General features: G+C 71.2%; 26 protein-coding genes. 13 read left to right on the top strand and 13 right to left on the bottom strand.

What is annotated here, in order from left to right; genetic code table 11:
* Positions 1–27 precede the first annotated feature (27 nt).
* From cydC to ASF76_RS08700, 4 genes are read right to left on the bottom strand one after another with little or no spacing between them, the layout of a single operon-like run.
* Positions 28–1,770, bottom strand: coding sequence for a thiol reductant ABC exporter subunit CydC (cydC, locus tag ASF76_RS08685; protein ID WP_082484945.1), 1,743 nt, complete (start codon positions 1,768–1,770; stop codon positions 28–30).
* Positions 1,725–3,419 carry a thiol reductant ABC exporter subunit CydD gene (gene cydD, locus ASF76_RS08690; RefSeq protein ID WP_082484946.1) on the bottom strand — a complete coding sequence of 565 codons (1,695 nt, stop codon included), beginning with the start codon at positions 3,417–3,419 and terminating at the stop codon, positions 1,725–1,727. The genes cydC and cydD overlap by 46 nt, the downstream gene beginning before the upstream one ends.
* A complete protein-coding gene (cydB, locus tag ASF76_RS08695) occupies positions 3,416–4,441 on the bottom strand; it encodes a cytochrome d ubiquinol oxidase subunit II (protein WP_055956154.1) in 1,026 nt (341 codons plus the stop codon). The genes cydD and cydB overlap by 4 nt, the downstream gene beginning before the upstream one ends.
* Before the next feature lie 9 nt (positions 4,442–4,450).
* Complete coding sequence (locus ASF76_RS08700) at positions 4,451–5,890, bottom strand: cytochrome ubiquinol oxidase subunit I (protein WP_055956157.1); 1,440 nt, start codon at positions 5,888–5,890, stop codon at positions 4,451–4,453.
* Positions 5,891–6,022: 132 nt separating this feature from the next.
* Between ASF76_RS08700 and ASF76_RS08705 the strand changes: the two genes are divergently transcribed.
* Together ASF76_RS08705 and ASF76_RS08710 are read left to right on the top strand one after the other, a co-directional pair.
* Complete coding sequence (locus ASF76_RS08705; protein ID WP_055956160.1) at positions 6,023–6,568, top strand: PadR family transcriptional regulator; 546 nt, start codon at positions 6,023–6,025, stop codon at positions 6,566–6,568.
* Between the two features lie 100 nt (positions 6,569–6,668).
* Entirely contained in the window at positions 6,669–6,959 is a 291-nt protein-coding gene (locus ASF76_RS08710) for a hypothetical protein (protein ID WP_055956163.1), read from the top strand.
* Between the two features lie 60 nt (positions 6,960–7,019).
* On the opposite strand, the gene ASF76_RS16715 is transcribed toward ASF76_RS08710, so the two are convergent.
* A complete protein-coding gene (locus tag ASF76_RS16715; protein ID WP_082484947.1) occupies positions 7,020–7,349 on the bottom strand; it encodes a heavy-metal-associated domain-containing protein in 330 nt (109 codons plus the stop codon).
* Between the two features lie 11 nt (positions 7,350–7,360).
* Positions 7,361–7,642, bottom strand: a complete 282-nt coding sequence (locus tag ASF76_RS08720) for a metal-sensitive transcriptional regulator (protein WP_055956168.1) — start codon at positions 7,640–7,642, stop codon at positions 7,361–7,363.
* Between the two features lie 231 nt (positions 7,643–7,873).
* On the opposite strand from ASF76_RS08720, the gene ASF76_RS08725 reads away from it, so the two are divergent.
* A complete protein-coding gene (locus ASF76_RS08725) occupies positions 7,874–8,233 on the top strand; it encodes a hypothetical protein (RefSeq protein WP_055956171.1) in 360 nt (119 codons plus the stop codon).
* Between the two features lie 17 nt (positions 8,234–8,250).
* Here ASF76_RS08725 and ASF76_RS08730 read toward each other — a convergent pair whose 3' ends face one another.
* The gene (locus tag ASF76_RS08730) at positions 8,251–8,943 is read right to left on the bottom strand and encodes an ABC transporter ATP-binding protein (protein ID WP_055956174.1); all 693 of its coding nucleotides are present in this window, start codon (positions 8,941–8,943) and stop codon (positions 8,251–8,253) included.
* A complete protein-coding gene (locus ASF76_RS08735; RefSeq protein WP_055956176.1) occupies positions 8,940–10,001 on the bottom strand; it encodes an ABC transporter permease in 1,062 nt (353 codons plus the stop codon). Before ASF76_RS08735 ends, ASF76_RS08730 begins: the two co-directional genes overlap by 4 nt.
* A gap of 145 nt (positions 10,002–10,146) precedes the next feature.
* Here ASF76_RS08735 and ASF76_RS08740 point away from each other — a divergent pair, with 145 nt between their 5' ends.
* The 4 genes from ASF76_RS08740 (at position 10,147) to gnd (ending at position 13,639) form a co-directional block, all read left to right on the top strand.
* On the top strand, positions 10,147–11,310 hold the full coding sequence (locus ASF76_RS08740; RefSeq protein WP_055956179.1) for a sensor histidine kinase: 1,164 nt from the start codon (positions 10,147–10,149) through the stop codon (positions 11,308–11,310).
* Entirely contained in the window at positions 11,307–11,927 is a 621-nt protein-coding gene (locus ASF76_RS08745; protein WP_055956182.1) for a response regulator, read from the top strand. Before ASF76_RS08740 ends, ASF76_RS08745 begins: the two co-directional genes overlap by 4 nt.
* A gap of 63 nt (positions 11,928–11,990) precedes the next feature.
* Positions 11,991–12,491, top strand: a complete 501-nt coding sequence (locus ASF76_RS08750) for a bifunctional nuclease family protein (RefSeq protein ID WP_055956185.1) — start codon at positions 11,991–11,993, stop codon at positions 12,489–12,491.
* Between the two features lie 86 nt (positions 12,492–12,577).
* Positions 12,578–13,639, top strand: coding sequence for a phosphogluconate dehydrogenase (NAD(+)-dependent, decarboxylating) (gene gnd / locus ASF76_RS08755; RefSeq protein WP_055956188.1), 1,062 nt, complete (start codon positions 12,578–12,580; stop codon positions 13,637–13,639).
* A gap of 9 nt (positions 13,640–13,648) precedes the next feature.
* Here the strand turns inward: gnd and ASF76_RS08760 are convergent, their stop codons facing one another.
* Entirely contained in the window at positions 13,649–14,176 is a 528-nt protein-coding gene (locus ASF76_RS08760) for a hypothetical protein (protein ID WP_055956191.1), read from the bottom strand.
* Positions 14,177–14,341: 165 nt separating this feature from the next.
* Here ASF76_RS08760 and ASF76_RS08765 point away from each other — a divergent pair, with 165 nt between their 5' ends.
* A complete protein-coding gene (locus ASF76_RS08765; protein ID WP_055956194.1) occupies positions 14,342–14,920 on the top strand; it encodes a ribonuclease H family protein in 579 nt (192 codons plus the stop codon).
* A gap of 68 nt (positions 14,921–14,988) precedes the next feature.
* On the opposite strand, the gene ASF76_RS08770 is transcribed toward ASF76_RS08765, so the two are convergent.
* Positions 14,989–15,954: a reductase gene (locus ASF76_RS08770; protein ID WP_055956197.1), complete on the bottom strand. Its 966-nt coding sequence runs from the start codon at positions 15,952–15,954 to the stop codon at positions 14,989–14,991.
* 190 nt (positions 15,955–16,144) lie between these two features.
* On the opposite strand from ASF76_RS08770, the gene yiaA reads away from it, so the two are divergent.
* Positions 16,145–16,612: an inner membrane protein YiaA gene (gene yiaA, locus ASF76_RS08775; RefSeq protein ID WP_055956200.1), complete on the top strand. Its 468-nt coding sequence runs from the start codon at positions 16,145–16,147 to the stop codon at positions 16,610–16,612.
* Between the two features lies 1 nt (position 16,613).
* On the opposite strand, the gene ASF76_RS17680 is transcribed toward yiaA, so the two are convergent.
* The gene (locus ASF76_RS17680) at positions 16,614–17,534 is read right to left on the bottom strand and encodes a GNAT family N-acetyltransferase (RefSeq protein ID WP_082484948.1); all 921 of its coding nucleotides are present in this window, start codon (positions 17,532–17,534) and stop codon (positions 16,614–16,616) included.
* Positions 17,535–17,662: 128 nt separating this feature from the next.
* Between ASF76_RS17680 and ASF76_RS08785 the strand changes: the two genes are divergently transcribed.
* On the top strand, positions 17,663–18,010 hold the full coding sequence (locus tag ASF76_RS08785; protein WP_055956203.1) for a hypothetical protein: 348 nt from the start codon (positions 17,663–17,665) through the stop codon (positions 18,008–18,010).
* 10 nt (positions 18,011–18,020) lie between these two features.
* Here the strand turns inward: ASF76_RS08785 and ASF76_RS17330 are convergent, their stop codons facing one another.
* Positions 18,021–18,170, bottom strand: coding sequence for a hypothetical protein (locus ASF76_RS17330; RefSeq protein ID WP_200936101.1), 150 nt, complete (start codon positions 18,168–18,170; stop codon positions 18,021–18,023).
* 74 nt (positions 18,171–18,244) lie between these two features.
* Positions 18,245–19,285 (bottom strand): LLM class flavin-dependent oxidoreductase, encoded by a 1,041-nt coding sequence (locus tag ASF76_RS08790; protein ID WP_055956206.1) that lies wholly within the window; start codon positions 19,283–19,285, stop codon positions 18,245–18,247.
* A 90-nt stretch (positions 19,286–19,375) separates the two neighbouring features.
* On the opposite strand from ASF76_RS08790, the gene ASF76_RS08795 reads away from it, so the two are divergent.
* The 3 genes from ASF76_RS08795 to ASF76_RS08805 all read left to right on the top strand — a co-directional run bounded on the left by ASF76_RS08795 (position 19,376) and on the right by ASF76_RS08805 (position 23,253).
* Positions 19,376–20,140 carry a hypothetical protein gene (locus ASF76_RS08795; RefSeq protein ID WP_055956210.1) on the top strand — a complete coding sequence of 255 codons (765 nt, stop codon included), beginning with the start codon at positions 19,376–19,378 and terminating at the stop codon, positions 20,138–20,140.
* A 153-nt stretch (positions 20,141–20,293) separates the two neighbouring features.
* Entirely contained in the window at positions 20,294–22,825 is a 2,532-nt protein-coding gene (locus ASF76_RS08800; RefSeq protein ID WP_055956214.1) for a DEAD/DEAH box helicase, read from the top strand.
* A gap of 116 nt (positions 22,826–22,941) precedes the next feature.
* Entirely contained in the window at positions 22,942–23,253 is a 312-nt protein-coding gene (locus ASF76_RS08805) for a hypothetical protein (RefSeq protein ID WP_055956217.1), read from the top strand.
* Positions 23,254–23,396 lie beyond the last annotated feature (143 nt).

Genomic DNA, 23,396 nt, shown 5'->3' on the forward strand with positions numbered 1-23,396 from the left:
GCACCTGCCCGACCCCGCTGTGGACACTCAGCGTGTCGACGGCGCGGCCGCCACCACCCGCCCGCCCTCCAGACGCACCTCGCGATCCACGAGCCCTGCCGGCACCTCCACGTGCGACACGAGCACCACCGCCTGCTCGCGCCCCACAGCGCCGAGCAGGTCGCGCAGAAGGGCATCGGATGCCGCGGGGTCCACGCCCGCGGTCGGCTCGTCGAGCACGAGCACCGGAAACCCGCGCAACAGCGCGCGAGCCAGGGCGAGGCGCTGCGCCTGCCCTCCCGAGACGAGGGCGCCGCGGTCGCCGACGGGGATGTCGAGTCCGCCGCGCTCGCGCGCCCAGGAGTCGAGGCCGACGCGGGCGAGAACGTGCCAGAGGTCGGGATCGGTCGCCGCCTCGCGGGCGAAGAGCAGGTTCTGCCGCACCGATTCGTCGAACAGGTGCGGTGCCTGCTCGACGAGCCCGATGGTGCGGCGCAGATCGTCGCCCGAGATGTCGCGCACCTCGACGCCGTCGATCGCGTACGACCCCTCGTAGTCGAGGAAGCGCGCGAGCACGTGGGCGAGCGTCGTCTTGCCCGCACCGCTGGGTCCGGTGACGAGCACGCGCTCGCCGGGGTCGACGTTCAGGTCGACGCCGACGAGACGCCCGGCGTCACCGTCGGCGTCGCCCCGTGCCGGCCAGTGGGCCCGGATGCCGCGGAGCTCGAGGCCCCGACCCAGGGCAGGGGCCTCGCCCGTCGGGGTCGGTTCGTCCTGGGGGAGACCGTCGGGGACTCGCTCGGGCACCGCCTCGGCGATGCGACCGGCGGCGGCCCGCACCTGCCGCCATGACGCGAGGGCGAGCGGCACGGGGCCGAACACCTCGAACACCGCCATCGGCAGCAGCACGGCGACCGCCAGCCCCGGCCCCGACAGAGTGCCGCCGGTCACCGCGGGGGCGGCGACGAGCAGGGCGCCGAGGGATGCGATGCCGGCGAGCCCCGACACGGCTCCGGAGGTGAGCCCCTGCGCCCCGCCGCGGCGGACGACCGCCCGGCGTAGCGCCACGTCTGCGGCGCGGATGCGGGCGGTCGCGGCATCCAGAGCCCCGTACGCGGTGAGCACGTCGAGGTTCGTCAGCAGGTCGTGCACGGCGTCGGCGACGGCGGCGCGCAGCGGCGCGATCGACCGCTCGGCGCGCGCTCCGGCCGCCCAGCCCACGGCTACCGCGACGGCGAATGCGGCGACCAGGCACCCGAGCAGCACGAGGGCGGCGGGCCACGAGATGAGCGCCGTGAAGACGACTGCGGCGAGGGAGGTGACGGCGGCGACCGAAAGCGGCAGCACGACGCGCAGCGGCAGATTCTGCAGCTCCTCCACGTCGTCGACGACGCTGGAGAGCAGCCCGCCTCGACGGGCACGCCCCAGACCGTCGGGGGCGAGGGGCACGATCTCGCGCACGAGGTCGGCGCGCACCCCGGCGAGCTGGTGCAGGGCGGCGTCGTGGCCGGTGAGGCGCTCCAGGTAGCGGAAGACCCCCCGCGACAGCGCGAACGCCCGCACCCCGACCACGGCCATCGACAGGTACATCACCAGCGGCTGCTCCGCCGCTCGGGCGATGAGCCACGCGCTCGCCGCGAGCAGCGCGATCGCGCTCGCCGCGGTGCCGAAGCCGGCGAGCACCGCGGGAGCGAAGCGCCGACGCGAGGGCATCGCGGATCTCAGGATGCCGCGGACGCGGGCGTTCACGACCGCACCCCCGCCCCCGCCCTCGAGCGCGAAGGGTCGCATATCGCCGCCTGAAGCCCCTCCGGAGCGACGATTTCCGACCCCTCACGCGAAGGGCTGAGCTCCAGGACGCGGTCGGCGATCGCCCGCGCCGACAGACGGTGCGAGACGAGCAGCACGCCGCGGCCGCGGTCGGCCTCGCGGCGGAGCGTCGCCCACAGGTGCGCCTCGGCGGCGGCATCCAGGGCGCTCGAGGGCTCGTCGAGCACGAGCACCGGCGCGCCCACGACCCGGGCACGGTACAGCGCGCGGGCGACACCGACGCGCTGCGCCTCGCCGCCCGAGAGGCCGGATCCACCGGCGCCTAGGACCGTGGCGGGATCGATGCCCGCGGCTCCGGCGCCGGCCAGGGCGGCGGCGATCGCGTCCGCATCGGCGTCGGATCCGAGAGCCACGTTCTCGGCCACGGTGCCCGAGACGAGCCCCGGCCGCTGCCCGGCCCACGCCACCGACGAGCGCGCGTGCGGCACGGCGACCCCGTCGACGCGGATCTCGCCGTCGTGCGCGGCGTAGCCGAGCACGGCAGCGATCAACGATGACTTCCCCACGCCGCTCGGCCCCGTCACGAGCACGACCTCGCCCGGACCGACCGACAGCGACACCCGCGGAAGGGCGACCCCCTCTCGGTCGACCTTCACCTCGTGGAGCTCCAGCGTCGATCCGGGCGCCGAGTCCGCGGCATCCGGGGTCGGGGCCACTTGCGCGGCGTCGAGCGCGTCGAAGATCTCCTCCGTCGCAGCAACCCCCTCCGAGGCCGCGTGGAACTGCACGCCCACCTGACGCAGCGGCAGGTACGCCTCAGGCGCCAGCAGCAGCACGAAGAGCCCGACGAGCAGCGAGAGATCCCCCGCGAGGAGGCGGAAGCCGATCGTCACGGCGATGATGGCGACCGAGATGGATGCCAGGAACTCCAGCGCGAACCCGGAGAGGAACGACACGCGCAGCACCGTCATCGTCTCGCGCTTGTAGTCGCGCGTGATCGTCTCGATCGAGTCGGCGGCCCGGTGCTGACGGCCGAACGCCTTCAATGTGCCGAGGCCCTCGACGGTGTCGGCGAAGCGCGCCGCAAGGCGCCCGAGCGTGCGGTACTGCCGCTGCTGGACGCCGCGGGTGGCGAGACCGATCAGCACCATGAAGAGCGGGATCAGCGGGATCGTCAAGGCGACGGTGAGACCCGAGAGCGGATCGGCCAGGGCGATCGCGCCGATCAGCACAGGCATGGTGATCGCGGTGGCGACCAGTTGCGGAAGGTACCGGCCGAAGTACGCGTCCAGCGCCTCGAGGCCGTGCCCCGCGGTGAGCGAGAGCGAGGCCGTGTTCCGCCGCGCGAGCCATCCGGGACCGAGTCCGCCGACCGCCGAGACGATCGCCGCGCGCAGCTGCAGCGATGCCGCAGCGGCTCCCCGCGCCGACACGCGCTCCGAGGCCGCCATGAGGAGCCCGCGCAGAAGAACGAGGGATGCCGCGATCCCGACGTCGCCCCACAGCTCGCCGAGCGGCCGGCCCTCGATCGCCCCGACCAGCGCGTGGGTGAGCGTCCACGCGAACCCGACGACGACGCCGGTCTGCGCGAGCACGATCGCCGCGGTGACGGCGAGGAAGCCGCGGGAGGCGGTGGCGTAGCGGAGGAGCCGCGGGTCGACGGGTTTCAATGCGCCACCAGCGCGGCCTTCTCGATGCGGGCGCGGGTCACGCGCTTGCGGAACACCCAGTACGTCCAGCCCTGGTAGGCCAGGATCAGCGGCAGGAAGATCAGGGCCGCCCAGCTCATGATCGTCAACGTGTAGTCGGTGCTCGAGGCGTTGTCGATCGTGAGGCTCGACCCCTCGGCCAGGGTCGAGGGCATGACGTTGGGGAAGAGGGCGAAGAAGAGCGCGGCGACGGCCGCGACGATCGTCACCGCGCCGAGGGTGAAGGCGGTGCCCTCGCGGTCGCGGGTGTTCGCGACCCAGGAGCCGACGAGAGCGAGCGCGGCCAGTCCGGACAGGCCCACCACCCCGAGGAAGAGCGGCGCGTCCGCGGCACTCGTGATCGTCCACACCAGGAACAGCGCGGCCAGGGCGATGGTGACGAGGCCGGCGCGACCGGCCAGGCGTCGGGCGTCGGCGCGCACCTGCCCGTCGGTCTTCAGCGCCACGAAGTACAGGCCGTGGAGGAAGAAGAGCGAGAGGGTCGTGAGCCCGCCCAGGATGCCGTACGGGTTCAGCAGCGTCAGCACGGTGCCGACGTACTCGTGGTCGGCATCCAGGGGTACGCCCTGCACGATGTTCGCGAACGCGACGCCCCAGAGGAACGCGGGCACGGCGGAGCCGGCGACGATCATGCGGTCGAAGCCGCGCTTCCATCGAAGCGAGTCGCGCTGATGGCGGTACTCGAAGGACACCCCTCGGGCGATGAGGGCCAAGAGGATCGCCAGCAGCGGCAGGTAGAACCCGCTGAACAGCGTCGCGTACCACTCCGGGAACGAGGCGAACAGGGCGGCACCGGCGACGATGACCCACGTCTCGTTGAGGTCCCACACGGGGCCGATGGTGTTGATGATCTGCCGGCGGGCGATGTCGTCCTTGCCGAGGAAAGGGATCGACATGCCGACGCCGAAGTCGAAACCGTCGAGAACGAAGTAGCCGACGAAGAGGAAGGCGACGATCCAGAACCAGAGGTATGCGAGGTCCATGAGGTGCTCCTAGTAGACCGTGGTCGGGGTGTTCTCGACGGAGTCGTCGCGCACGGCATCCGGGTCGGGCAGGGGGTCGGGGCCCTTCTGTGCGTAGGTCTTGATGAGTCCGAACTCCACGACGGCCAGGGTGGCGTACACGAGGGTGAAGGCCACGAGCGAGATGAGCACGCTCCAGCCGGGGACGCTGGGTGAGACGCCGTCCTCGGTGAGCATGAGCCCGAACACGATCCAGGGCTGACGACCCATCTCGGTGAAGACCCAGCCGACGAGGCTGGCGAGCATCGGCAGGGGGGCGGCCCAGATGGCGACTCGCCACATCCACGGCGCGACCGGGCGGGTGGCCTTCTCGCGGGTGACCCACAGGCCCGCGACGCACACCAGCGCGGCGACGCCGCCGAGCGCGATCATCCAGCGGAACGCCCAGTAGGTGACCCACAGCACGGGGGCGAAGTTGCCGTCCACCTGGTCGGCGAACTGGGGGAACAGCTGCTGGCTGTAGAGGGTGTTGAGGTCGTTGATGCCTTCGACGCACCCGTCGAGCGAATGGGTCGACAGCAGGCTCAGCAGGAACGGCACCCGGATCGAGAACAGCTCGCTCGTGCCGTCGGGGGTTCCGAGCGTGAAGATCGAGAACGAGGCATCCGCTCCGCAGACGGTGTTGAAGGTCGCCTCGGCCGCGGCCATCTTCATCGGCTGGGTGGCCACCATGACCAGGCTCAGCTGGTCGCCGACGATCGCGACGAGCACGAACGACACCACCGTCGACCACAGGCCGAAGCGCAGGGTCTTGCGCATCATGTCGGTGTTGCGTCCGCGTGACACGTGCCAGGCCGAGATGGCGACGACGATCATGGCGGCGAACATCCAGCCCGCGAAGATCGTGTGCGGGAAGGCGGCGAGGGCGACGGGGTTGGTGAGCAGGGCCCAGAAGTCGACGAGTTCGGCCCGGTGGCCCTCGGCCGACATCTGGTAGCCGACCGGGTTCTGCATGAAGGCGTTGGCGGCGATGATGAAGTACGCCGAGAGGGTGGCGCCGATCGACGCCATCCAGATGCTCGCGAGGTGGGCGAGGCGGGGGAGCTTGTCCCACCCGAAGATCCACAGGCCGATGAAGGTCGCTTCGAGGAAGAATGCGAGCAGCCCCTCGAAGGCGAGCGGTGCGCCAAAGACATCGCCGACGAAGCGCGAGTACGCCGACCAGTTCATCCCGAACTGGAACTCCTGCACGATCCCGGTGACCACGCCCATGGCGAAGTTGATCAGGAAGATCTTCCCGAAGAAGCGCGTGATGTGCAGCCAGCGCACGTCTCCCGTGCGGTACCAGACGGTCTGGAAGACGGCCACGATCAGCGACATCCCCAGCGTCAGGGGCACGAACAGGAAGTGATACAGCGTCGTCAACCCGAACTGCCAGCGGGCGAGGGCGAGGGGGTCGAGCCACTCCATCGGGAGCCTCCGATCAAACCGGATTGTGTGGTCAGACCACATGGTACGCCGGGGTTCTGCGGCGCGTCGGGGGATCCCTCGGCATCGAACGATATACTGGGCAAGTCATTTCCGACCCGCCAGGAGGCGTCCGTGTCCGTCCGTCAGAGCCTGCTCGCGATCCTCGATCGCGGCGCCTGCTACGGCTCCCAGCTGCGCGCCGAGTACGAGCGGCGCACGGGCGCGCGGGTCAACGTCGGGCAGGTGTACACGACGCTCGAGCGCCTCGAGCGCGACGGGCTGGTGACCGGCGCCGGCGTCGACGACGAGGCGCGCGTGCTGTGGGAGCCGACAGAAGCCGGGCGCATCGAGGCCCGCGCGTGGCTGTCCACCGCATCGCTCGCCGAGGGACGCGACGACGTCGCGCTGAAGATCGCCCTGGCGGTGACGCTGCCGGGTGCCGACATCAACGGCATCCTGTCCATCCAGCGCGCGGCCGTTCGTGCGGCTCTGGCCGATTCCGAGACCGAAGACCCGGATGCCCTGCCCGCGGCGATCGTGCGTGCGGCCCGGCGCGCGCGGCTCGACGCCGACCTGCGATGGCTCGACGAGGTCGCGGCGCTCACGGCCGGGGCGACCCCGTTCGGGCTGTCCGAGGACCGCCCTCGTCGCGGCCGACCGGCCCGCTCAGGCGGGTAGTGCACGGCTAACGCGGTCGTGAGGATCCGTCAAGCCCGGCACCCTTCTCGGCTCGACGCTCCATTCTGAGAACACCCCGGAAGACCGAAGGAGTTCTCGAATGGTCATGGAAGCACCGCTCAGCCGCCGGGGTTCGTCGAAGGCAGCCCGTCCCCACGTTTCCGGTCCCGTTCCCACGGTGTCGACCGCGGTGTCGACGGAGATCCCCTGGACGCGTATCGACCTCGATCTCTACGAGGTCAGCCGCGAGGGGTACATCGTCGGGTACGTCGAGGTCGTCGGTCCGGTGTTCGTCGCCCTGGGGGGACCGCGGTACGACCGCGCGGTCGAGGTGTCGCAACACGTCACCTTCCACGCGGCCGTCGACGTGCTCGTTCGCCGCGTGCTCTGACGTCGGCACGCGTCCGCTCGACGCGCGCAGGACCCCTGGGCCGCGCCGGCGCGCGGCCGCTCAGCGCGCGAGTGTGTAACCGGCCTCGTCGATCGCCGCCGCGAGGTCGTTCTCGCTCGCCGCCCCCGTCGATGCGATGCGTACCACCGAAACGCCTCCGTCGTGCAGCTCGACGTCGACGACTTCGACGCCGTCGAGCGCGGTCAGCTCTTCGGTGACCGCGCGCACGCAGTGGCCACACGTCATGCCCTCGACGCGGAGCTCGCTCGTCGCGGCCTGCGTCGTCGGCGTGGATGCCACGCCCCCGGCGCCGCACCCGCACCCGTCGCCGCATCCGCCGGACGCGGGAGTCGTGGCGGTCAGGCCGAGGTCGATACGCTGCTCGGTCATAGGAGTCTCCTTCACGAACGGACCAGCCGGGCGATGGCCTGGTTGGCTTCTTTCAGTTTCTCTTCGGCGACGGGCCCGCCCTGGGCCGCAGCCTCGGCGACGCAGTGCGACAGATGGTCGTCGAGTAGCGAGAGGGCGACGTTCTCGAGAGCCTTGGTCACCGCTGACACCTGGGTGAGGATGTCGATGCAGTACTGGTCGTCGTCCACCATGCGCGCGATGCCGCGCACCTGTCCCTCCGCGCGGCGGAGGCGCTTCAAGAGGTCGTCTTTGTTGCCCTCGTATCCGTGCATGGCGGCAATGATACCCCCGTGGGGTATGCCTTACGTCGTCCCTCATTCTGTCAACCCCCTCGGTTCCCGACTCCCGACGAGAGATGCTCGGGACGTCAGGAGGTCGACATGCACAATCGTCGTACCCGTGGTGGTCGGAGATGACCACCGAACCTTTCCCTACCGGACCACATCCCCCCGTGCGCATCCCGGCTTTGCCCCCGCTGCGCTCTCAGCGGAGACAATCGGAGGATGACGAGAACGCTGGCGGCACTGCCGGGCGCCGCGCGGAGGCTGTGCCTGAGCAGAAGAAACGGCGAGATCTGCACCCGTGAGGACGGCCACCGCGGCCTCCACCACCGCACGGGCGGACGTCTGCTGTGGAGCGATCTGCAGGCCGACCCGCCCGCGTGCACCGGGGCGGGGGAGACGGCGGCGCCGGCTCCCACCCTGCCCGACGGTTATCCCGGCGGGCGAGCGCTCTGCCCGGTCTGCTGGGCGTTCGTCGTGCCCGTGAACGGTGTGCTCGCCGCGCACGACTCATGGCGCGGCGACGAGACGCGTGAAGAGGCCGACCGGCGGCGGGACTGGTTCAACAGCTTCGGCTGGTGAAGTCCACCGCGCCGGGTTCAGACCGGCGCGGCGACGAGGCGGGCCCGTCCGTCGACGACCTCCACCGTCTCATCGAGCGTCCCCGCGTGCACGAGGTCGTGGGTGACGAGAAGCGTCGCCGTCTCCCGCTCGCGGGTCAGGCGGGCGATCAGCGCCATGATCTCGGCGCCGCGTGCCGTGTCGAGCGCACTCGTCGGCTCGTCGACGAGCAGCACGCGCGGGTCGTGCACGAGCGCGCGGGCGATGGCGACGCGTTGGCGCTGCCCGCCCGACAGCTGGGCGGGTCGGCGATCGCCGTGGGCGCCGAGGCCCACGGCATCCAGCAGCTCGTCGACGCGTCCGCGGACCTCGGCGCGCCGCTCCCGTCGGCCCCGCCCGCCGAGCTCGGCCATCACGCGCAGCTGCTCGCGGACGGTGAGGGCGGGCAGGAGCTGCGGCTGCTGGAAGACGATTCCGATGCGCTCGCGGCGGAGGGTCGTGCGCCCCGCGGCGCTGAGGTCGGTGGCATCCACGCCGTCGACGACGACGCGGCCGGAGTCGGGACGCACCAGGGTGGCGGCGAGGGCGAGAAGGCTCGATTTGCCGGAGCCCGAGGGGCCGGTGATCCCGGTGAGGACCCCCGGGCGGCCCTCGAGCGTGACGTGGTCGACCGCGGTGACGCGCGCATCGCCGTCGGGATAGGTGAGGGTGACGTCGTCGAGAAGGATCATCGTGTGCTCCCGAGAGCGGTGAGGGGGTCGGAGTTGGTGACGGTGCGCAGCGACACGGCCGCACCGATCAGTCCCAGCGCGATCATGACGAGCGCGGGGGCGAGGGTCGTGAGCGGACCGAGGACGAACGGCAGCGCTCCGCCGGCGAGCGCCCCGAGGGCCGCGGTGAGCCCGATGCCGACCCCGACCCCCAGCACGAGCACGACGAGGGCCTGACCGAGCGCGTCGCGCATGAGCGCCGGGGTGCTCGCCCCGAGGGCCTTCAGCACGGCGATGTCACCCGCCCGTTGCATGGTCCAGACCGTGAAGAACGCCCCGACCACGAGCGCCGAGACGCCGAAGAGCATCGCGATCATCAGGGCCAGCGAACCGATCTCGGAGCGGAAGGTGGGCAACGCCGACAGGCTCGAGAGCGGGGTGGATGCCACCGTGCCGGTGTCGGCGGCCACGGTGTCCCACGCGGGTTCCCCCGACACGGCGAGCACGGTCGCGGTACCCGTGCCGCCGAGGCGTTCGTCGAGCGCGCGCCAGGCCGACGGGGTGAGAGAGACGACCGGGGTGTGGCTGTACGAGAGGTCGTCGCCGATCGCCGAGATCGCATAGGTCGACCCCGCGACCGCGACCGTGTCGCCGACGGCGGCTCCCAGCGTCTCGGCGGCTCCCGCCGAGAGCACGACCTCGCCGTCGCGGGTGGGGGCGGGGAAGCGGGTCCCCGCGTCGATGCCGAAGAGCGCGACGGCGCTCGCGGCCCCCGGGCCCTCGGCGCGTGTCTGCCGGATACCGACCGCGTCGACGCGATCGACGCCCGCGGCGTCTCGCCACGCGGCGACCGTGGCGTCGTCGATCGCCGAGTCGGCGAAGGTGGCCGCGGCGTCCCCGTCGGGCTGCAGCACGAGCCGGTCACCGGGCAGCGCCAGCACGGCCGAGACGTTCTGCGCGGCGAGTCCCCCGGTGAGCCCCGAGAGGAAGCCGACGAGCAGGGTGATGAGGGCGACGACCGCCCCGATGAGGGCGAATCGCCCGCGGGCGAACCGCAGATCGCGCCATGCGACGTACACGTCGCCTCCTTCCGCCGGTGGATCTCGCCGGCTTCCCCCAGCCTCGTGGTGAGGCGTCGGCGGGTCATCGGCGGCCCGGGCGAACTCCCTCTCCACCTTTCGGATGATCCGCCGGGGCCGCGGCATCCGTAGCCTGGACTCCGACATGCCCCACCGCACCCTCGCCCCCGTCTTCGCGGGCCTGCGCGCGGGTCTGCACGTGCTGTTCGGCGGACTGCTCGCGCTGGTCGTGGTGCGGGTGCTGCTGACGGGTGCGCCGGTCATCGCCCTGCCGCTCGCCGGAGTGCTCGGCGTGCTCTACCTCTCCGGCATCGCGCTCTCTCGCACGCGCCGCTCCGCCGCCGCGATCGCATGGCTCGCGGCGCTGACCGTCGTGTGGGCGGCGCTGGTGTGGCTCGTTCCCGAGGCGGCCTACCTCGTCTTCCCGCTCTTCTTCCTCTACCTGCACCTGCTCCCCGGGGTGGGCGGTCCGCTCGCGGTCGTGGCCACCACCGCGCTGACCATCGGGGCTTTCGCCGTGCACGGCGGCCTGACGGTCGGCGGCGTCGTGGGGCCGGTGGTCGGTGCGGGGGTCGCCCTGCTGATCGGCCTCGGTTACGCCGCCCTCGAGCGCCGTGCGGCCGAGCGCGAGGCGCTCATGATCGAACTGATCGCCACGCGCGACCGGCTCGCCGCGGCGGAACGCGAGCAGGGGGTGCTCGCCGAACGCGCGCGCCTGGCCCGCGAGATCCACGACACCGTGGCGCAGGGCCTGTCGAGCATCCAGATGCTGCTGCACGCGGCGGAGCGGGCGGATGCCACGGGCCCCGGCATAGGGCACGTGCGCCTCGCACGGCGGACGGCTGCCGACGGGCTCGCCGAGACCCGGCGCTTCATCCGCGAGCTCGCGCCCCCGAGCCTCGACAGCGGACTGGGGGCGGCTCTCGACCGCCTCGCCGAGGGCTGGGGTGCGCGCGAGGGCGTGGCGGTCACCGTCGAGGTGTCGCGGGAGCCGGCGTTGCCCATGGATGCGCAGACGGCCCTGCTGCGCGTCGCGCAGGGTGCTCTCGCGAACGTCGCGCAGCACGCTCGCGCCGGCCGCGTCGGCATCCGACTCGAGCGGACCGACGACGCGGTGCGTCTCGAGATCGCCGACGACGGCGCGGGGTTCGATCCGCGCGTGGCCGAGCGGGCGGCATCCGCGACCGATTCCTTCGGCCTGCGCGCCATGCGGGAACGCGTCGACCAGCTCGACGGTCGCCTCGACGTCGTCAGCGCCCCCGGCGCGGGGACGACGATCATGGCGACGCTGCCGGCCGGTGCGCCGTGATCCGCGTCGTCATCGCCGACGACCACCCGGTGGTGCGGGCGGGCGTGCGGGCGCTCCTGGATGCCGAGGCCGACATCGACGTGGTCGGCGAGGCCGCTACGCCCGATGAGGCCGTGGCCCTCGCCGACGAGCTCGCACCCGAGCTCGTACTCATGGACCTGCAGTTCGGCGATCGCGCCGCGGGTGCCGGGGCCACCCGGCGCGTGCGCGCTCTCGACGCGCCGCCCTACGTGCTCGTCCTGACCAATTACGACACCGACGGCGACATCCTCGGGGCCGTCGAGGCCGGGGCCAGCGGGTACCTCCTCAAAGACGCCCCTCCCCACGAGCTGCTCGCGGGCGTCCGCGCGGCGGCCTCCGGCCAGAGCGCCCTGGCCCCCTCCATCGCCGGCCGCCTGCTCGCCCGCCTGCGCGAACCGCGGGTGACGTTGTCGGCGCGCGAGATCGAGGTGCTGCGTCTGGTCGCCCGCGGAGCGTCCAACGCCGATGTGGCCCGTCGTCTGCACATCACCGATGCGACGGTGAAGTCGCACCTCGCGCACGTGTTCTCGAAGCTCGGCGTGTCCTCCCGCACGGCGGCGGTGTCGGCGGCGCGGGCGCTCGGCATCCTGCGCTGAGGTCGCCCCGTGCGGTGCGTGGGCCCGCACCGCGGAGCGGGGGGAGCACCGTACGATGGGCGGATGATCCGGGTGCGTGTGGTCGGAGTGGCCCTCGACCCGGCCCAGCAGCACGTGATCCTGCTGAAGCCGGTCGACACCGACGCGGACGGCGACCGGGTGCTGCCTGTGTGGATCGGCCCGCAGGAGGCCATGTCGATCCTCGTCGCGATCGAGGGCACGCCGTCGCCGCGTCCGCTCGCGCACGACCTCATGACGGCGATGCTGGGCGAGCTGTCGGCATCCGTCGATCGCGTCGAGGTCACCCACCTCGACGAGGGGACCTTCCACGCCCGCGTGGTGCTGGACACCCCGGCGGGACAGCGCACGTTCGATGCCCGCCCCTCGGATGCCATTGCCCTCGGCGCCCGCGTCGACGCGCCGATCTGGGTGTCCGACGACGTCCTCGCCGAGGCGGGCGTGCCCGACGAGGCGGTCGAGGTCGACGCATCGGCCGAGGAGAAGAGGGTGGAGGAGTTCCGCCGCTTCCTCGACGACGTCGACCCCGACGACTTCCAGGGCTAGCACCGATGCCCGGCCCCCCGGTCGGCTCCTAGACTCGCGGAGGGGCCGCGCGGCGCGGTCCGTGATCCACGACGAACGGGGTACGGATGCAACTCGCCATGGTCGGACTCGGACGAATGGGCGCCAACATCGTCCGCAGGCTCATGAAGGACGGTCACGACTGCGTCGTGTTCGACGTGAATCAGGATGCCGTGGCCGCACTCGTCGCAGAGGGCGCCACCGGAGCGACGAGCATCGCCGACCTCGCCTCGAAACTGCACAAGCCCCGTGCCGTGTGGCTGATGATCCCCGCCGGTCTCACCGGGAAGGTGGTCGACCAGGTCGCCGAGGTGCTCGAGCCCGGCGACATCATCATCGACGGCGGCAACTCGAACTACCGCGACGACGTGCGCCGCGCGGCGAAGCTGAACGACAGCGGCATCCACTACGTCGACGTCGGAACCAGCGGTGGTGTCTTCGGTCTCGAACGCGGCTACTGCCTGATGGTCGGCGGTCACGAGGAGGCGGTCACGCACCTCGAGCCCGTGCTGCGGACGATCGCCCCCGGACCCGGTGAGGTCGAGCGTACGCCGGGCCGTACCGGCGAGTTCACGACCGAGGAGCGTGGCTATCTGCACTGCGGTCCCTCCGGTGCCGGTCACTTCGTGAAGATGGTGCACAACGGCATCGAGTACGGCATCATGGCCGCGCTCGCCGAGGGCCTCAACGTCCTGAACAACGCCGATGCGGGCCTCCATCAGGGCGAGCACTCGGCCGAGATCGCCCCCCTCGAAGAGCCCGAGTACTACCAGTTCGACATCGACACCGCCCGCGTGACCGAGCTCTGGCGACGAGGGTCGGTCATCTCCTCGTGGCTGCTCGACCTCACCGCGGCCGCTCTCTCGCAGAACCCCACTCTCGACGGGCTCGCCGGTCGCGTATCCGACTCGGGCGAGGGCCGTTGGACGGTCAAGGCCGCGGTCGACACCGGGGTTCCCGTGCCGGTGCTGGCCGCGTCCCTGTTCGAGCGTTTCGCCTCGCGCGGCGAGGACCACTTCGCCAACCAGGTGCTCTCGGCGATGCGCCTGCAGTTCGGCGGTCACCAGGAGCTTCCCGCCGGTGACGTGCTCGAGGCGGGCCAGAAGAAGGCCGAGAGCGGGCGCGACTGAGCCGGAGCCTCAGCGCTCCAACAGGATCTGACACACGAAGAGGCCCTCGCCGTCGTTCCACACCTCGGCGGCGGGGGCTTCGCACGTGCCGTTCTCCGAGGTGAGCAGTCGCACGCCCGCCTCGTCGTAGATCGCGTAGGGCCCGACCGTGCCGCGCACCGGTGTCGTCGCGCCGCGCGGGAGCTCGCCGACCGACTGGAGCGCGTCCATCAGCGAGGCGCTGGCGTCCTGCGTGTAGTACGTCGTGCTCTCGTAGTCGCGGCAGTTGGCCGTGCTGCCGGTGCCGACGGGGAAGCCGTCGCCCAGGCAGTACCCGCCGAACGGCATGTCGGGGAGGGCGCCGTGGGCGGCCCGATACCTCTCGAAGACCTCCTCCCACTGAACGAGTCGCTGCGTCGCCTCGGCATTGGGGTCGACCGGCTGGGCGAGGAGCCAGACGAGGAATCCCACGGCGCCCACGATGGCGGCACCGGCGATCGCGAGGGCGGTGACGGCCGCGGGATGCAGATGGGCGCGAGCGGGGGAATCGGGCGACATGACGGCGGTCCTTCTCGACGGGGCGGCGGGCGCGGAAGGGTCAGGTTTCCACAGGCACGAAGGTGCGCGGTCGCCGTCCGCCCACCCCGCCCGCGGAGGGGCGGCACCATTCACCCCCGAGGTCACCTGGCTGGGTCGATCCGGGGGAGAGGGGAGACTAGGGGGATGAGTTCGCCCGCGTCCGCACCCCTCACCCCCGCCCCTTCCGATCGCTATGTCGTCGCCACCGACGGAGCCTGCAAGGGCAATCCCGGACCGGCCGGCTGGGCCTGGGTCGGCGAGGACGGGCACTGGGCGGCGGGCTCCATCCCCGCGGGGACCAACAACATCGGCGAACTCCTCGGCCTGCTGCACGCGATCACCGATCACGCGGACGTGCGCGAACTCGTCGTGCAGGCCGACTCGAAGTACGCCATCGACACGTACTCGTCGTGGATGGACGGTCACCGCCGTCGCGGGTGGGTCACCAGCGCGAAGAAGCCCGTCGCCAACCAGGGCATCCTCGAGGCCCTCATCGCCGCTCGAGACGCCCGCCGCGCCGCCGGGCTCCCCGACGTCGTCCTCGAGCACGTCCGGGGACACAGCGGCCACGTGCTCAACTCGTGGGCCGACGAGCGGGCCGTGCGGGCCTCGCAGCACGCGGCCAAGGGCGAGGAGCTGATCTGGACGTCGCTGCGTGGTCTCGACCGACTCGAGGTGGCCTCGGCGCCGCCGCGCTCCGCCGCCGACCGCATCGGGCGCTGACCGGCGATCATCCCGTCGGCGCCGCCGCGCCGACCCGACCGCTTCGGGGGACGTCTCAGGTGACGCCGTCAGCGAGACGTCGGTGCCAGGACTTCCGCCTCTTCGCCGAGCGTGAGACCCGCGCGGCGGGGGCGATCCACACCGCGCGCCCGTTCATCCGCGAGCGTGCGCCGCATCGTCTCTGCGAGCGGCCGCCGCAGACCACCGGATGCCACGAAGGCGGCGTCACTGCGCCGCGAGAAGCCCCGCGCCTCGGCGGGGAGCCACAGCGGCAGTGAGCGCTCACCCATCCAGTGCTGCACACCGCGGGCCGTGAGCGTGGCGTCGTCGAGCGCCACCGTGTCACCGGGCGTTCCCGCTGCGTCGGCGGCCGCCGCGAGGACCGCGGCCAGCGGGTACTCCTCGCCGACCGCGTTGATCGGCCCGGTGACGCCCGCTCTGCCGGCGCGTTCGATCCAGGCGGCGAGGTCGTCGACGTCGATGCCCTGCACGTACCGCCCGTGCGGGTCGGGGGTGAGCACCCGTCCTCCGCGGGCGAAGCGGGCCGGCCAGTAGCCGAAGCGATCGGTCGGGTCGCCCGGACCCACGATGAGGCCCGCTCGGGCGAGCAGCGCTCGATCACCCAGGCGCGCCGCGGTGAGCCGCTCGGCGTGCACCTTGGCGTCCGCGTACTGCGACAGATCGGCCGGCTCCACCAGTTCCGCATCCTCGTCGGCGAAGGGGATGTCGGAGCGGGCGTACACCGAGACGCTCGAGACGAGGGTCCAGTGCTCCGCGCGGTCGGCGAGGGCGTCGAGTCCGGATGCCACGAACTCCGGATCCCACGACAGCTCGACGACGTCGTCCCACTCGCCGTCGAGTGAATCGTAGGCATCCGGGGAGCGTCGATCGGCGCGCACGAGTCGTGAGCCCGGGATGACCGCACCGGCCTCACCGCGGGCGAGACAGACCACCTCGGCGCCGGACGCGACCGCGGCCGCCGCTATCGCGCGGCCGAGCCATGCGGTTCCACCGAGGATGAGTATGCGTCGCATGCGCGCCAGCCAACCACCGTCGCCGCCGCCTCGCGAACGGAGTTCGCGGACGGCGGACGGGAGCAGACCGTTTCTCCCTATCCAGGTCTATCCCCAGATTCGCTCGTATGTCTCCACCAGCATGCGGCCAGCGCTACGTTCTCGGCCACGGAATATGTCTCCCGCGGGGGACGGAAGAAGGGTGGGGACCATGTCGGATATCCAGAAGCAGCAGATGCTCGGTCGACCGACCGGAGCGTTCGTCGGAGCGTCGTGGGTGGCGCTCGGACTGGGAGCCACCGTGTACTTCGTCGGGTTGTACAACGCCCGGATGCTGCTGTCGGAGAAGGGGTTCTTCCTGGCGGTGTTCCTACTCGGTCTCTTCGCCGCCATCAGCGTGCAGAAGGCGGTGCGCGACCGCGCCGAAGACGTTCCCGTCACCGGCGCGTACCTCGGCGTGGCATGGGGGATGCTGCTGGTGTCGTTGACCCTGATGGTGATCGGCCTCTGGAACGCCGAGCTCCTGCTCTCGGAGAAGGGCTTCTACGGCATCGGTTTCGCGATGAGCTTGTTCGCCGTGGTCGCCGTGCAGAAGAACGTGCGCGACCTCGCCGCGTTCCGCCGGGCGAACCCCGAGGTCGTACCCGTCGCGCGGCCCTCGTTCCCCGCTGCTCCCTGAGTCAGTGCGGCACTGTCGTTCCCTGGTGGAAGACGCAGCGGGGCCGGGGAGCGCACTGCCACACCGATGATCGCCGGCTCGCGCGGTCGTCGGCTCGCAGCAGATAGGTCAGCAGCACCGTCTCCGGTCCGAGCAGCCGGCTCTGCCGCTCCTCGATGATCGGCGGACGTGCGCTCGTCGTCTCGGCGGCGAGGGCGACGATGATGTCGTCACGGGTCCACCGTCGTCCGGACCGACCGATCTCGGTGAAGTCTTCGGCGAGCAGACGGCGCAGTTCGTCGGCGTCGGATCTGACAGCAGGATCCAGCAGACGTTCCTCGGCCGCCCACGCGTCAGTGATCAGGGTCTCGGCATCCCGTGTGCGCGGGCTCAGGGCACCCACCCCGGGATCGCGGGGGACGAGCGTCGTCTCACCGCTCGCCCAATCACGACGCAGCACGGCGTACGAGACGGATGCCAGGGGTGCGCCACCCACGACGGGCCAGCCGTCACGGAACCAGCCCTCGCGCACCCAACCGCTCTTGTCGAACGTGCGGCGCATCGCGATGTTGTCCTCGCGCGTATGACCCTCGACGCGAACGACGCCGGCATGCGTGCGGAACGTGTGCTCCACGGCGAGCGTGAGGACGCCCGCGCCTACGCCCCTGCCGCGCCACCGCTCCGCGAGACGCAGGTCGACCACCGCCGTCGGATCGCCGAGGTCGTCGAGGCGGAGCAGACCGATGTGGCCTCGCTCATGGTCGTCGATCCAGAACGCCTCGGTGCGGTCATCGCCCCAGCGTCCGGCGTCGATGTCCGCCGTGACCTGCGCGACGGTGAGTCGCTCGCGCACGTGGAAGGGGAAGATGTTCCCGGTCAGAAAGGCGGTCAACGCGTCACGGTCTCGCACACCGGCCTCGACGCGGGTCAGGGTGAGGGTCATTCGTCCACCGTAGACAGCCCCGTCGTCGGCATCCTGTCTACGCTGGGAAGCGACCCCGTTTCGTGAAGGAGCCCGTCATTCCCTCTGCGTCCCGCACCCCTGCCGCCCGCACGCCCGCCGACCGTTCCATGACCACCCGGTCGCTTCGGACGGCCTCGCTCGCCATCGCGGGCGTGGGCGCGGCCATGACCATGGGTGCGCTCGGGTCGTGGTGGACCCCGGTCATCCTCCTCGTCGCCACGGCGGGTGCGATCTTCGCGACCTGGTGGGTCGCCGGACCCTCGGTCGGGGAGCGGGTCGTGCTGCCGGTGCTCATCGTCGTCACGGCTCTCACCGTGGCATCCCTGCTCGGCCTCGTCGGGCTCCTCCCGTCGACCTGGACGTGGGCGGCCCTCGGGGCCTACGCCGTGGCGTGGGGCGAGTACCTCGTGACGCAGACCATCGCGCGCTCGCGCGCCGCTGCAGGCCAGCGCTGAGCCAGGCTGGTCATGTCCCCGGTCCACCGGCGGGCGGATCGTCCCGCCCGCCGGTGGACGTGAGTTCGTCGCGGATGGCCCGGCGTACGGTCCAATACAGGGCGTAGAGCGCGACGGCCGCGAGTGTGACGAGAAGAACGAGCTGAGTCAGTGCGTCCATCTCTCCAGGTTGTCACGATGGGGCCACCGACGGCATCCGAGGCTCGTGTGAGAACCGGATGCCGTCGACGGCGCTCAGACGGAGACGGGTGCGAGCGTCGACTGCCATCCGAGCGCAGGGGCGACGTGCGTGGCGAAGTTCTCGACGAGGCGCAGGTTGAACTCCACGCCCATCTGCGACGGGATCGTCAGCATCAAGGTGTCGGCGCTCATCACCGCCGCGTCGTTCAGCAGCTGCTCGACGAGCTTGTCGGGGGTGGCCGCGTAGGTCTTGCCGAAGGTCGAGCGCATGCCGTCGATGACGCCGATCTGGTCGTTGCCCGCCGATCCGCCGAAGTACATCTCGTCTTCGGCCGTGACGATCGGGAAGATGCTGCGGCTCACCGACGTGCGGGGCTCGCCCTCGTGGCCCGCTTCGCGCCAGGCGGCACGGAAGGCATCGAGCTGCTGCGCCTGCAGGAGGTCGAACGGCGTGCCGTCGGCCTCGGTGAGCAGTGTCGACGACATGAGGTTGACCCCCAGGCGACCCGCCCACTCGGCGGTGGCCGTCGTGCCGGCGCCCCACCATATGCGCTTACGCAATCCCGGGGAGTGCGGCTCGACGCGCTGCAGGCCGGTTCCGCCGCCGAAGGGGCTGTGCGGGTCGCGCTCGGCCAGGCCCTCGCCGTCGATCGCGCGCAGGAAGAGGTCGAAGTGCTCGCGGGCGATGTCGCCGCCGCGCGGGTCGTCGGACCCGGTGTAGCCGAACGCCTCGTAGCCACGCACGACGCTCTCGGGTGAACCACGGCTCACGCCGAGCGCGAGTCGGTTGCCGCTGATGAGGTCGACGGATGCCGCCTCCTCGGCGAGCATGAGCGGGTTCTCATAACGCATGTCGATGACACCGGTGCCGACCTCGATACGTGAGGTGCGGGCGGCGATCGCGGCGAGCAGGGGCATAGGAGCCGCCTGCTGACGGGCGAAGTGGTGCACGCGGAACGAGATGCCGTTGACGCCGAGGTCGTCCATGCCCTGGGCGAGGTCGATCGCCTGCAGCATCGAGTCACCGGCGGTCAGGTGGTGCCCGCCGCCGAGGGGGCCGTAATGGCCGAAGGAGAGTGTGCCGAAGGAGCGCATACGAGGTGCAACGCGGGTCGTCTCGGTCTATTCCCGCGCATGGACCGCCAGATGGCCCCGGCCCCTTCGAGGTGTGGAACCATTCAGAGCATGGACGACGACGTACGCCACGAGCTGCGTCGCCTGCGTGCCCGGGCCTACGGTCCCGACGCGGACATCGCCGGCGACCCGGCGGCGTCGGAGCGGCTCTCGGCCCTCGAAGAACTCGAGCGGCGCGAGCGCTTTTCGCCCCCGCCGCAGACACCGGCGCCGCACGACCCGGCCGAGCCGACGGCGTCCGGTGCAGACGACGGTGCGGAAGGCCCCGGAGAATCCGAGGTCGAGGACGACGAGGTGCCGCGCGAGCGTCGCCCCCTCGTGCGATCGCGGCGTCAGGTGTGGGCGTGGGCGATCTCGCTCGCGGTCGTCACCGCGCTGGCGAGCGCCGGGACGGCGCTCAGCGTGACCTTCTTGCCCGTGTCGAATTCGGTGGGCGCTCCGCAGGTCGGCACGCTCGAGGAGGATCCCGACACCGAGACCCCATCGATCTTCGGCCAGCGCACGGGCGCGGAGCGCGCGTTCAAGGACTTCTACGGCGTGACCGCGTTCGTGGGATTCGCCCAGGTCGATGCAACCGAGAACCGCAGTCCGTGCGTGTACCTCCTCGACTCCTCCGAGGTCGCGGAACGCGGCGCGCGCGGGGTCAGCGGCAACTTCGTCTACGGCGGGTGCGGTGCGGGGATCTTCCCTGCGACCGTGGAGTTCGTCGTGGCGGAGGGGATGCCGGAGCCGTTCATCGACCGCTTCCCGATCGGCACCAGCGTGCAGTTCGTCTTCGACGGTGAGAACGTGGGCGTCTTCGCCGAAGGAGGCTGAGGCGGGGAAGCGGATCGGTGGCTTCGACGGGCTCAGCCACCTCGGCAGGATGGTCCCTGAGCTTGTCGAAGGGTGGTCCCTGATTTTGCGGGAGGGGGTGGTCCCTGAGCTTGTCGAAGGGCCCCGCCACCCGGCGGATGAGAGGGTGGGGGAGTGACCCCCCTCCTCGAGCACGTGCCCACCGGCAGCGATCCGGATGCCGTGTACCTCGGTTTCGTCGAGTGGGCGACCTCGCGCGGTCTGACGCTCTACCCCGCGCAGGACGAGGCGATCATCGAGATCGTGTCGGGGGCGAACGTCGTGCTGTCGACCCCGACCGGCACGGGCAAGTCGCTCGTCGCGGTCGCCGCCCACGCGGCATCCCTCTCCCGGGGCGGCCGGAGCTATTACACGGCGCCGATCAAGGCGCTCGTGAGCGAGAAGTTCTTCGCGCTCGTCGACATCTTCGGCGCGGAGAACGTCGGCATGGTCACGGGCGACTCGTCCGTCAACGCCGACGCGCCGATCGTGTGCTGCACGGCCGAGATCCTGGCCAACCTCGCCCTTCGCCAGGGTGCGGACGCGAACGTCGACCAGGTCGTGATGGACGAGTTCCACTACTACGGCGAGGCCGATCGCGGGTGGGCGTGGCACGTGCCGCTGCTGCTGTTGACGCGCGCGCAGTTCATTCTGATGTCGGCGACCCTCGGTGATGTCACCGACATCGCCGACGACCTTTCGCGCCGCACCGGCCGGCCGACCGCCCGGGTGACCGGCGTCGAGCGTCCGGTGCCCCTGCACTTCGAGTACGCGCGCACCCCCGTGCACGAGACCGTGCAGGAGCTGCTCGACACGAAGCAGGCGCCGATCTACGTCGTGCACTTCTCGCAGGCCGCGGCGATGGAGCGTGCACAGGCGCTGTCGTCGATCCGCATCATCGGCCGCGAGCAACGCGACGAGATCGCGGAGGCGATCGGCGGGTTCCGCTTCACCACCGGGTTCGGCAAGACGCTGTCGCGGTACGTCCGTGCCGGCATCGGCGTGCACCACGCCGGCATGCTGCCGCGGTACCGACGGCTCGTCGAGACGCTCGCACAACGCGGGCTCCTGCGCGTCATCTGCGGCACCGACACCCTCGGCGTCGGCATCAACGTGCCCATCCGCACCGTGCTCATGACCGCGCTGACCAAGTACGACGGCACCCGCATGCGCCAGCTCTCAGCGCGCGAGTTCCACCAGATCTCAGGTCGCGCGGGCCGTGCCGGATACGACACCGCCGGCACGGTGGTGGTCATGGCGCCCGATCACGAGATCGAGAACGCCGCTCAGATCCTCAAGGCCGGCGACGACCTGAAGAAGCAGAAGAAGATCGTGCGCAAGAAGGCACCGCAGGGATTCGTCAACTGGACCGAGCAGAGCTACGACCGTCTCGTCGCCGCCGAACCCGAGCCGCTGCAGCCGCAGATGAAGCTGTCGGCCGCCATGCTCATCAACGTCATCGCGCGCGGCGGCGACGTGTTCGCGAACGTGCGCTCCCTGGTCTTCGACAACCACGAGTCGCCCACCCGCCGGTACGAGCTCGCCCGCCGAGCGATCGCGATCTTCCGCACGCTCGTCCAGGCCGGAGTGGTCGAAGCGGGGCCCGACGGCATCCGGCTCACCGTCGACCTGCAGCCGAACTTCGCCCTCAACCAGCCGCTGTCACCGTTCGCGCTCGCGGCGATCGAGATGCTCGACCCCGAGGTCGAGCTCGGATGGGCACCGGATGCCACGCCCCCGGCGTCGTCGGTCGGCACGGGCCACTACGCGCTGGACGTCGTCAGCGTGATCGAGGCGACGCTCGACGATCCGCGCCCGATCCTGTCGCAGCAGCAGTTCCGCGCGCGCGGGGAAGCCGTGGCGGCGATGAAGCGCGAGGGCATCGAGTACGACGAGCGCATGGAGCTGCTCGAGGAGATCACCTGGCCCAAGCCCCTCGACGACCTTCTCGCGCAGGCGTACGAGGTGTTCGCATCCAGCCAGCCCTGGATCCGCGACTTCGAGCTGTCCCCCAAGTCGGTCGTGCGCGACATGTTCGAACGGGCCTGCTCGTTCGGCGAGTACGTCTCGCTGTACCAGCTCGCCCGCAGCGAGGGGCTCGTGCTGCGCTACCTCAGCGACGCCTACCGCGCCATCCGCCAGACCGTCCCCGTCGACGCGCAGACGCCCGACCTGCTCGACCTCATCGCCTGGCTCGGAGAGCTCGTGCGCCAGGTGGACTCGAGCCTCGTCGACGAGTGGGAGCAGCTCATCAACCCGGCCGACGACCCGACCGCCCCCGTGGTCCCGCCGGCGCCGCCGTCGATCCTCACGAACCGGCGCGCGTTCGTCGTGCTCGTGCGCAACGAGATGTTCCGCCGGGTGCAACTCGCAGCGCTCCAACGCGACGATGAGCTCGTCGAGCTCGACCCCGACGTCGACTGGCCCGCGAAGCTGGATGCGTACTTCGACGAGCACGACGGCATCGGCACCGGGGGAGCGGCGCGCTCCTCGGCCCTCGTCGTCATCGACGAGTCGTCGGCCGCCGACGGCCTCTGGCGCGTCGAGCAGACGATCGACGACCCCGCCGGCGACCACGACTGGCGCATCCGGGCGGAGGTCGACCTCGCGGCTTCCGAGGACGAGGGCACCGCGATGGTGCGGGTCACCGAGGTGCTGCGGCTCTGACGGTTCCTCCACACGCAGGGTTCGGGTGAAATTCTCCGCACATCGCACGTGCACATGACTCGTCGTCGGCGGAGTGACATACATTCGACGCATCCCGTGAACAGGAAGGACCGCCCGTGACCCTCGATACCGTGCAGGCGTTCGTTGCGCTCGCCGCGTTCTTCCTCACATTCGCCGTCGCCATCCTGGGCGGAATGAAATGGATGCTGGCACGGCTGGAGCGGCGCACGGACGAGCGTTTCGATCGCGTGGATCGACGCTTCGATCGTCTCGAGGCGAGCACGGACGAGCGATTCGCGCAGGTGGACCGCCGATTCGCGGAGGTCGACCGACGAATCGCGGAGGTGGGGGCGACGCTGACGGACGTCAAGATCGCGTTGGCCCGGATCGAAGGTCCTCACCCTCCGTTCCTCATCGCACGGGGCTGACCCTTCGACGAGCTCAGGCACCGCCCTGTGCGTCATGACGGAGCGGGCTGAGCTGGTCGACATCCCCGACGCTCGAAGCCACCGCACGAACGACGGATGCCGCGACCCCGAGGCCCAGGGATGCGGGACGAGAGCCATCACGA

Source organism: Microbacterium sp. Leaf151 (assembly GCF_001424225.1).
Taxonomy (GTDB): domain Bacteria; phylum Actinomycetota; class Actinomycetes; order Actinomycetales; family Microbacteriaceae; genus Microbacterium.

Coding starts and splice junctions, on each gene's coding strand:
- cydC (WP_082484945.1), bottom strand. CDS start 1,770: ATGCGACCCTTCGCGCTCGAGGGCGGGGGCGGGGGTGCGGTCGTGAAC.
- cydB (WP_055956154.1), bottom strand. CDS start 4,441: ATGGACCTCGCATACCTCTGGTTCTGGATCGTCGCCTTCCTCTTCGTC.
- ASF76_RS08700 (WP_055956157.1), bottom strand. CDS start 5,890: ATGGAGTGGCTCGACCCCCTCGCCCTCGCCCGCTGGCAGTTCGGGTTG.
- ASF76_RS08710 (WP_055956163.1), top strand. CDS start 6,669: ATGGTCATGGAAGCACCGCTCAGCCGCCGGGGTTCGTCGAAGGCAGCC.
- ASF76_RS16715 (WP_082484947.1), bottom strand. CDS start 7,349: ATGACCGAGCAGCGTATCGACCTCGGCCTGACCGCCACGACTCCCGCG.
- ASF76_RS08720 (WP_055956168.1), bottom strand. CDS start 7,642: ATGCACGGATACGAGGGCAACAAAGACGACCTCTTGAAGCGCCTCCGC.
- ASF76_RS08725 (WP_055956171.1), top strand. CDS start 7,874: ATGACGAGAACGCTGGCGGCACTGCCGGGCGCCGCGCGGAGGCTGTGC.
- ASF76_RS08730 (WP_055956174.1), bottom strand. CDS start 8,943: ATGATCCTTCTCGACGACGTCACCCTCACCTATCCCGACGGCGATGCG.
- ASF76_RS08740 (WP_055956179.1), top strand. CDS start 10,147: ATGCCCCACCGCACCCTCGCCCCCGTCTTCGCGGGCCTGCGCGCGGGT.
- ASF76_RS08750 (WP_055956185.1), top strand. CDS start 11,991: ATGATCCGGGTGCGTGTGGTCGGAGTGGCCCTCGACCCGGCCCAGCAG.
- gnd (WP_055956188.1), top strand. CDS start 12,578: ATGCAACTCGCCATGGTCGGACTCGGACGAATGGGCGCCAACATCGTC.
- ASF76_RS08760 (WP_055956191.1), bottom strand. CDS start 14,176: ATGTCGCCCGATTCCCCCGCTCGCGCCCATCTGCATCCCGCGGCCGTC.
- ASF76_RS08765 (WP_055956194.1), top strand. CDS start 14,342: ATGAGTTCGCCCGCGTCCGCACCCCTCACCCCCGCCCCTTCCGATCGC.
- ASF76_RS08770 (WP_055956197.1), bottom strand. CDS start 15,954: ATGCGACGCATACTCATCCTCGGTGGAACCGCATGGCTCGGCCGCGCG.
- yiaA (WP_055956200.1), top strand. CDS start 16,145: ATGTCGGATATCCAGAAGCAGCAGATGCTCGGTCGACCGACCGGAGCG.
- ASF76_RS17680 (WP_082484948.1), bottom strand. CDS start 17,534: ATGACCCTCACCCTGACCCGCGTCGAGGCCGGTGTGCGAGACCGTGAC.
- ASF76_RS08785 (WP_055956203.1), top strand. CDS start 17,663: ATGACCACCCGGTCGCTTCGGACGGCCTCGCTCGCCATCGCGGGCGTG.
- ASF76_RS17330 (WP_200936101.1), bottom strand. CDS start 18,170: ATGGACGCACTGACTCAGCTCGTTCTTCTCGTCACACTCGCGGCCGTC.
- ASF76_RS08790 (WP_055956206.1), bottom strand. CDS start 19,285: ATGCGCTCCTTCGGCACACTCTCCTTCGGCCATTACGGCCCCCTCGGC.
- ASF76_RS08795 (WP_055956210.1), top strand. CDS start 19,376: ATGGACGACGACGTACGCCACGAGCTGCGTCGCCTGCGTGCCCGGGCC.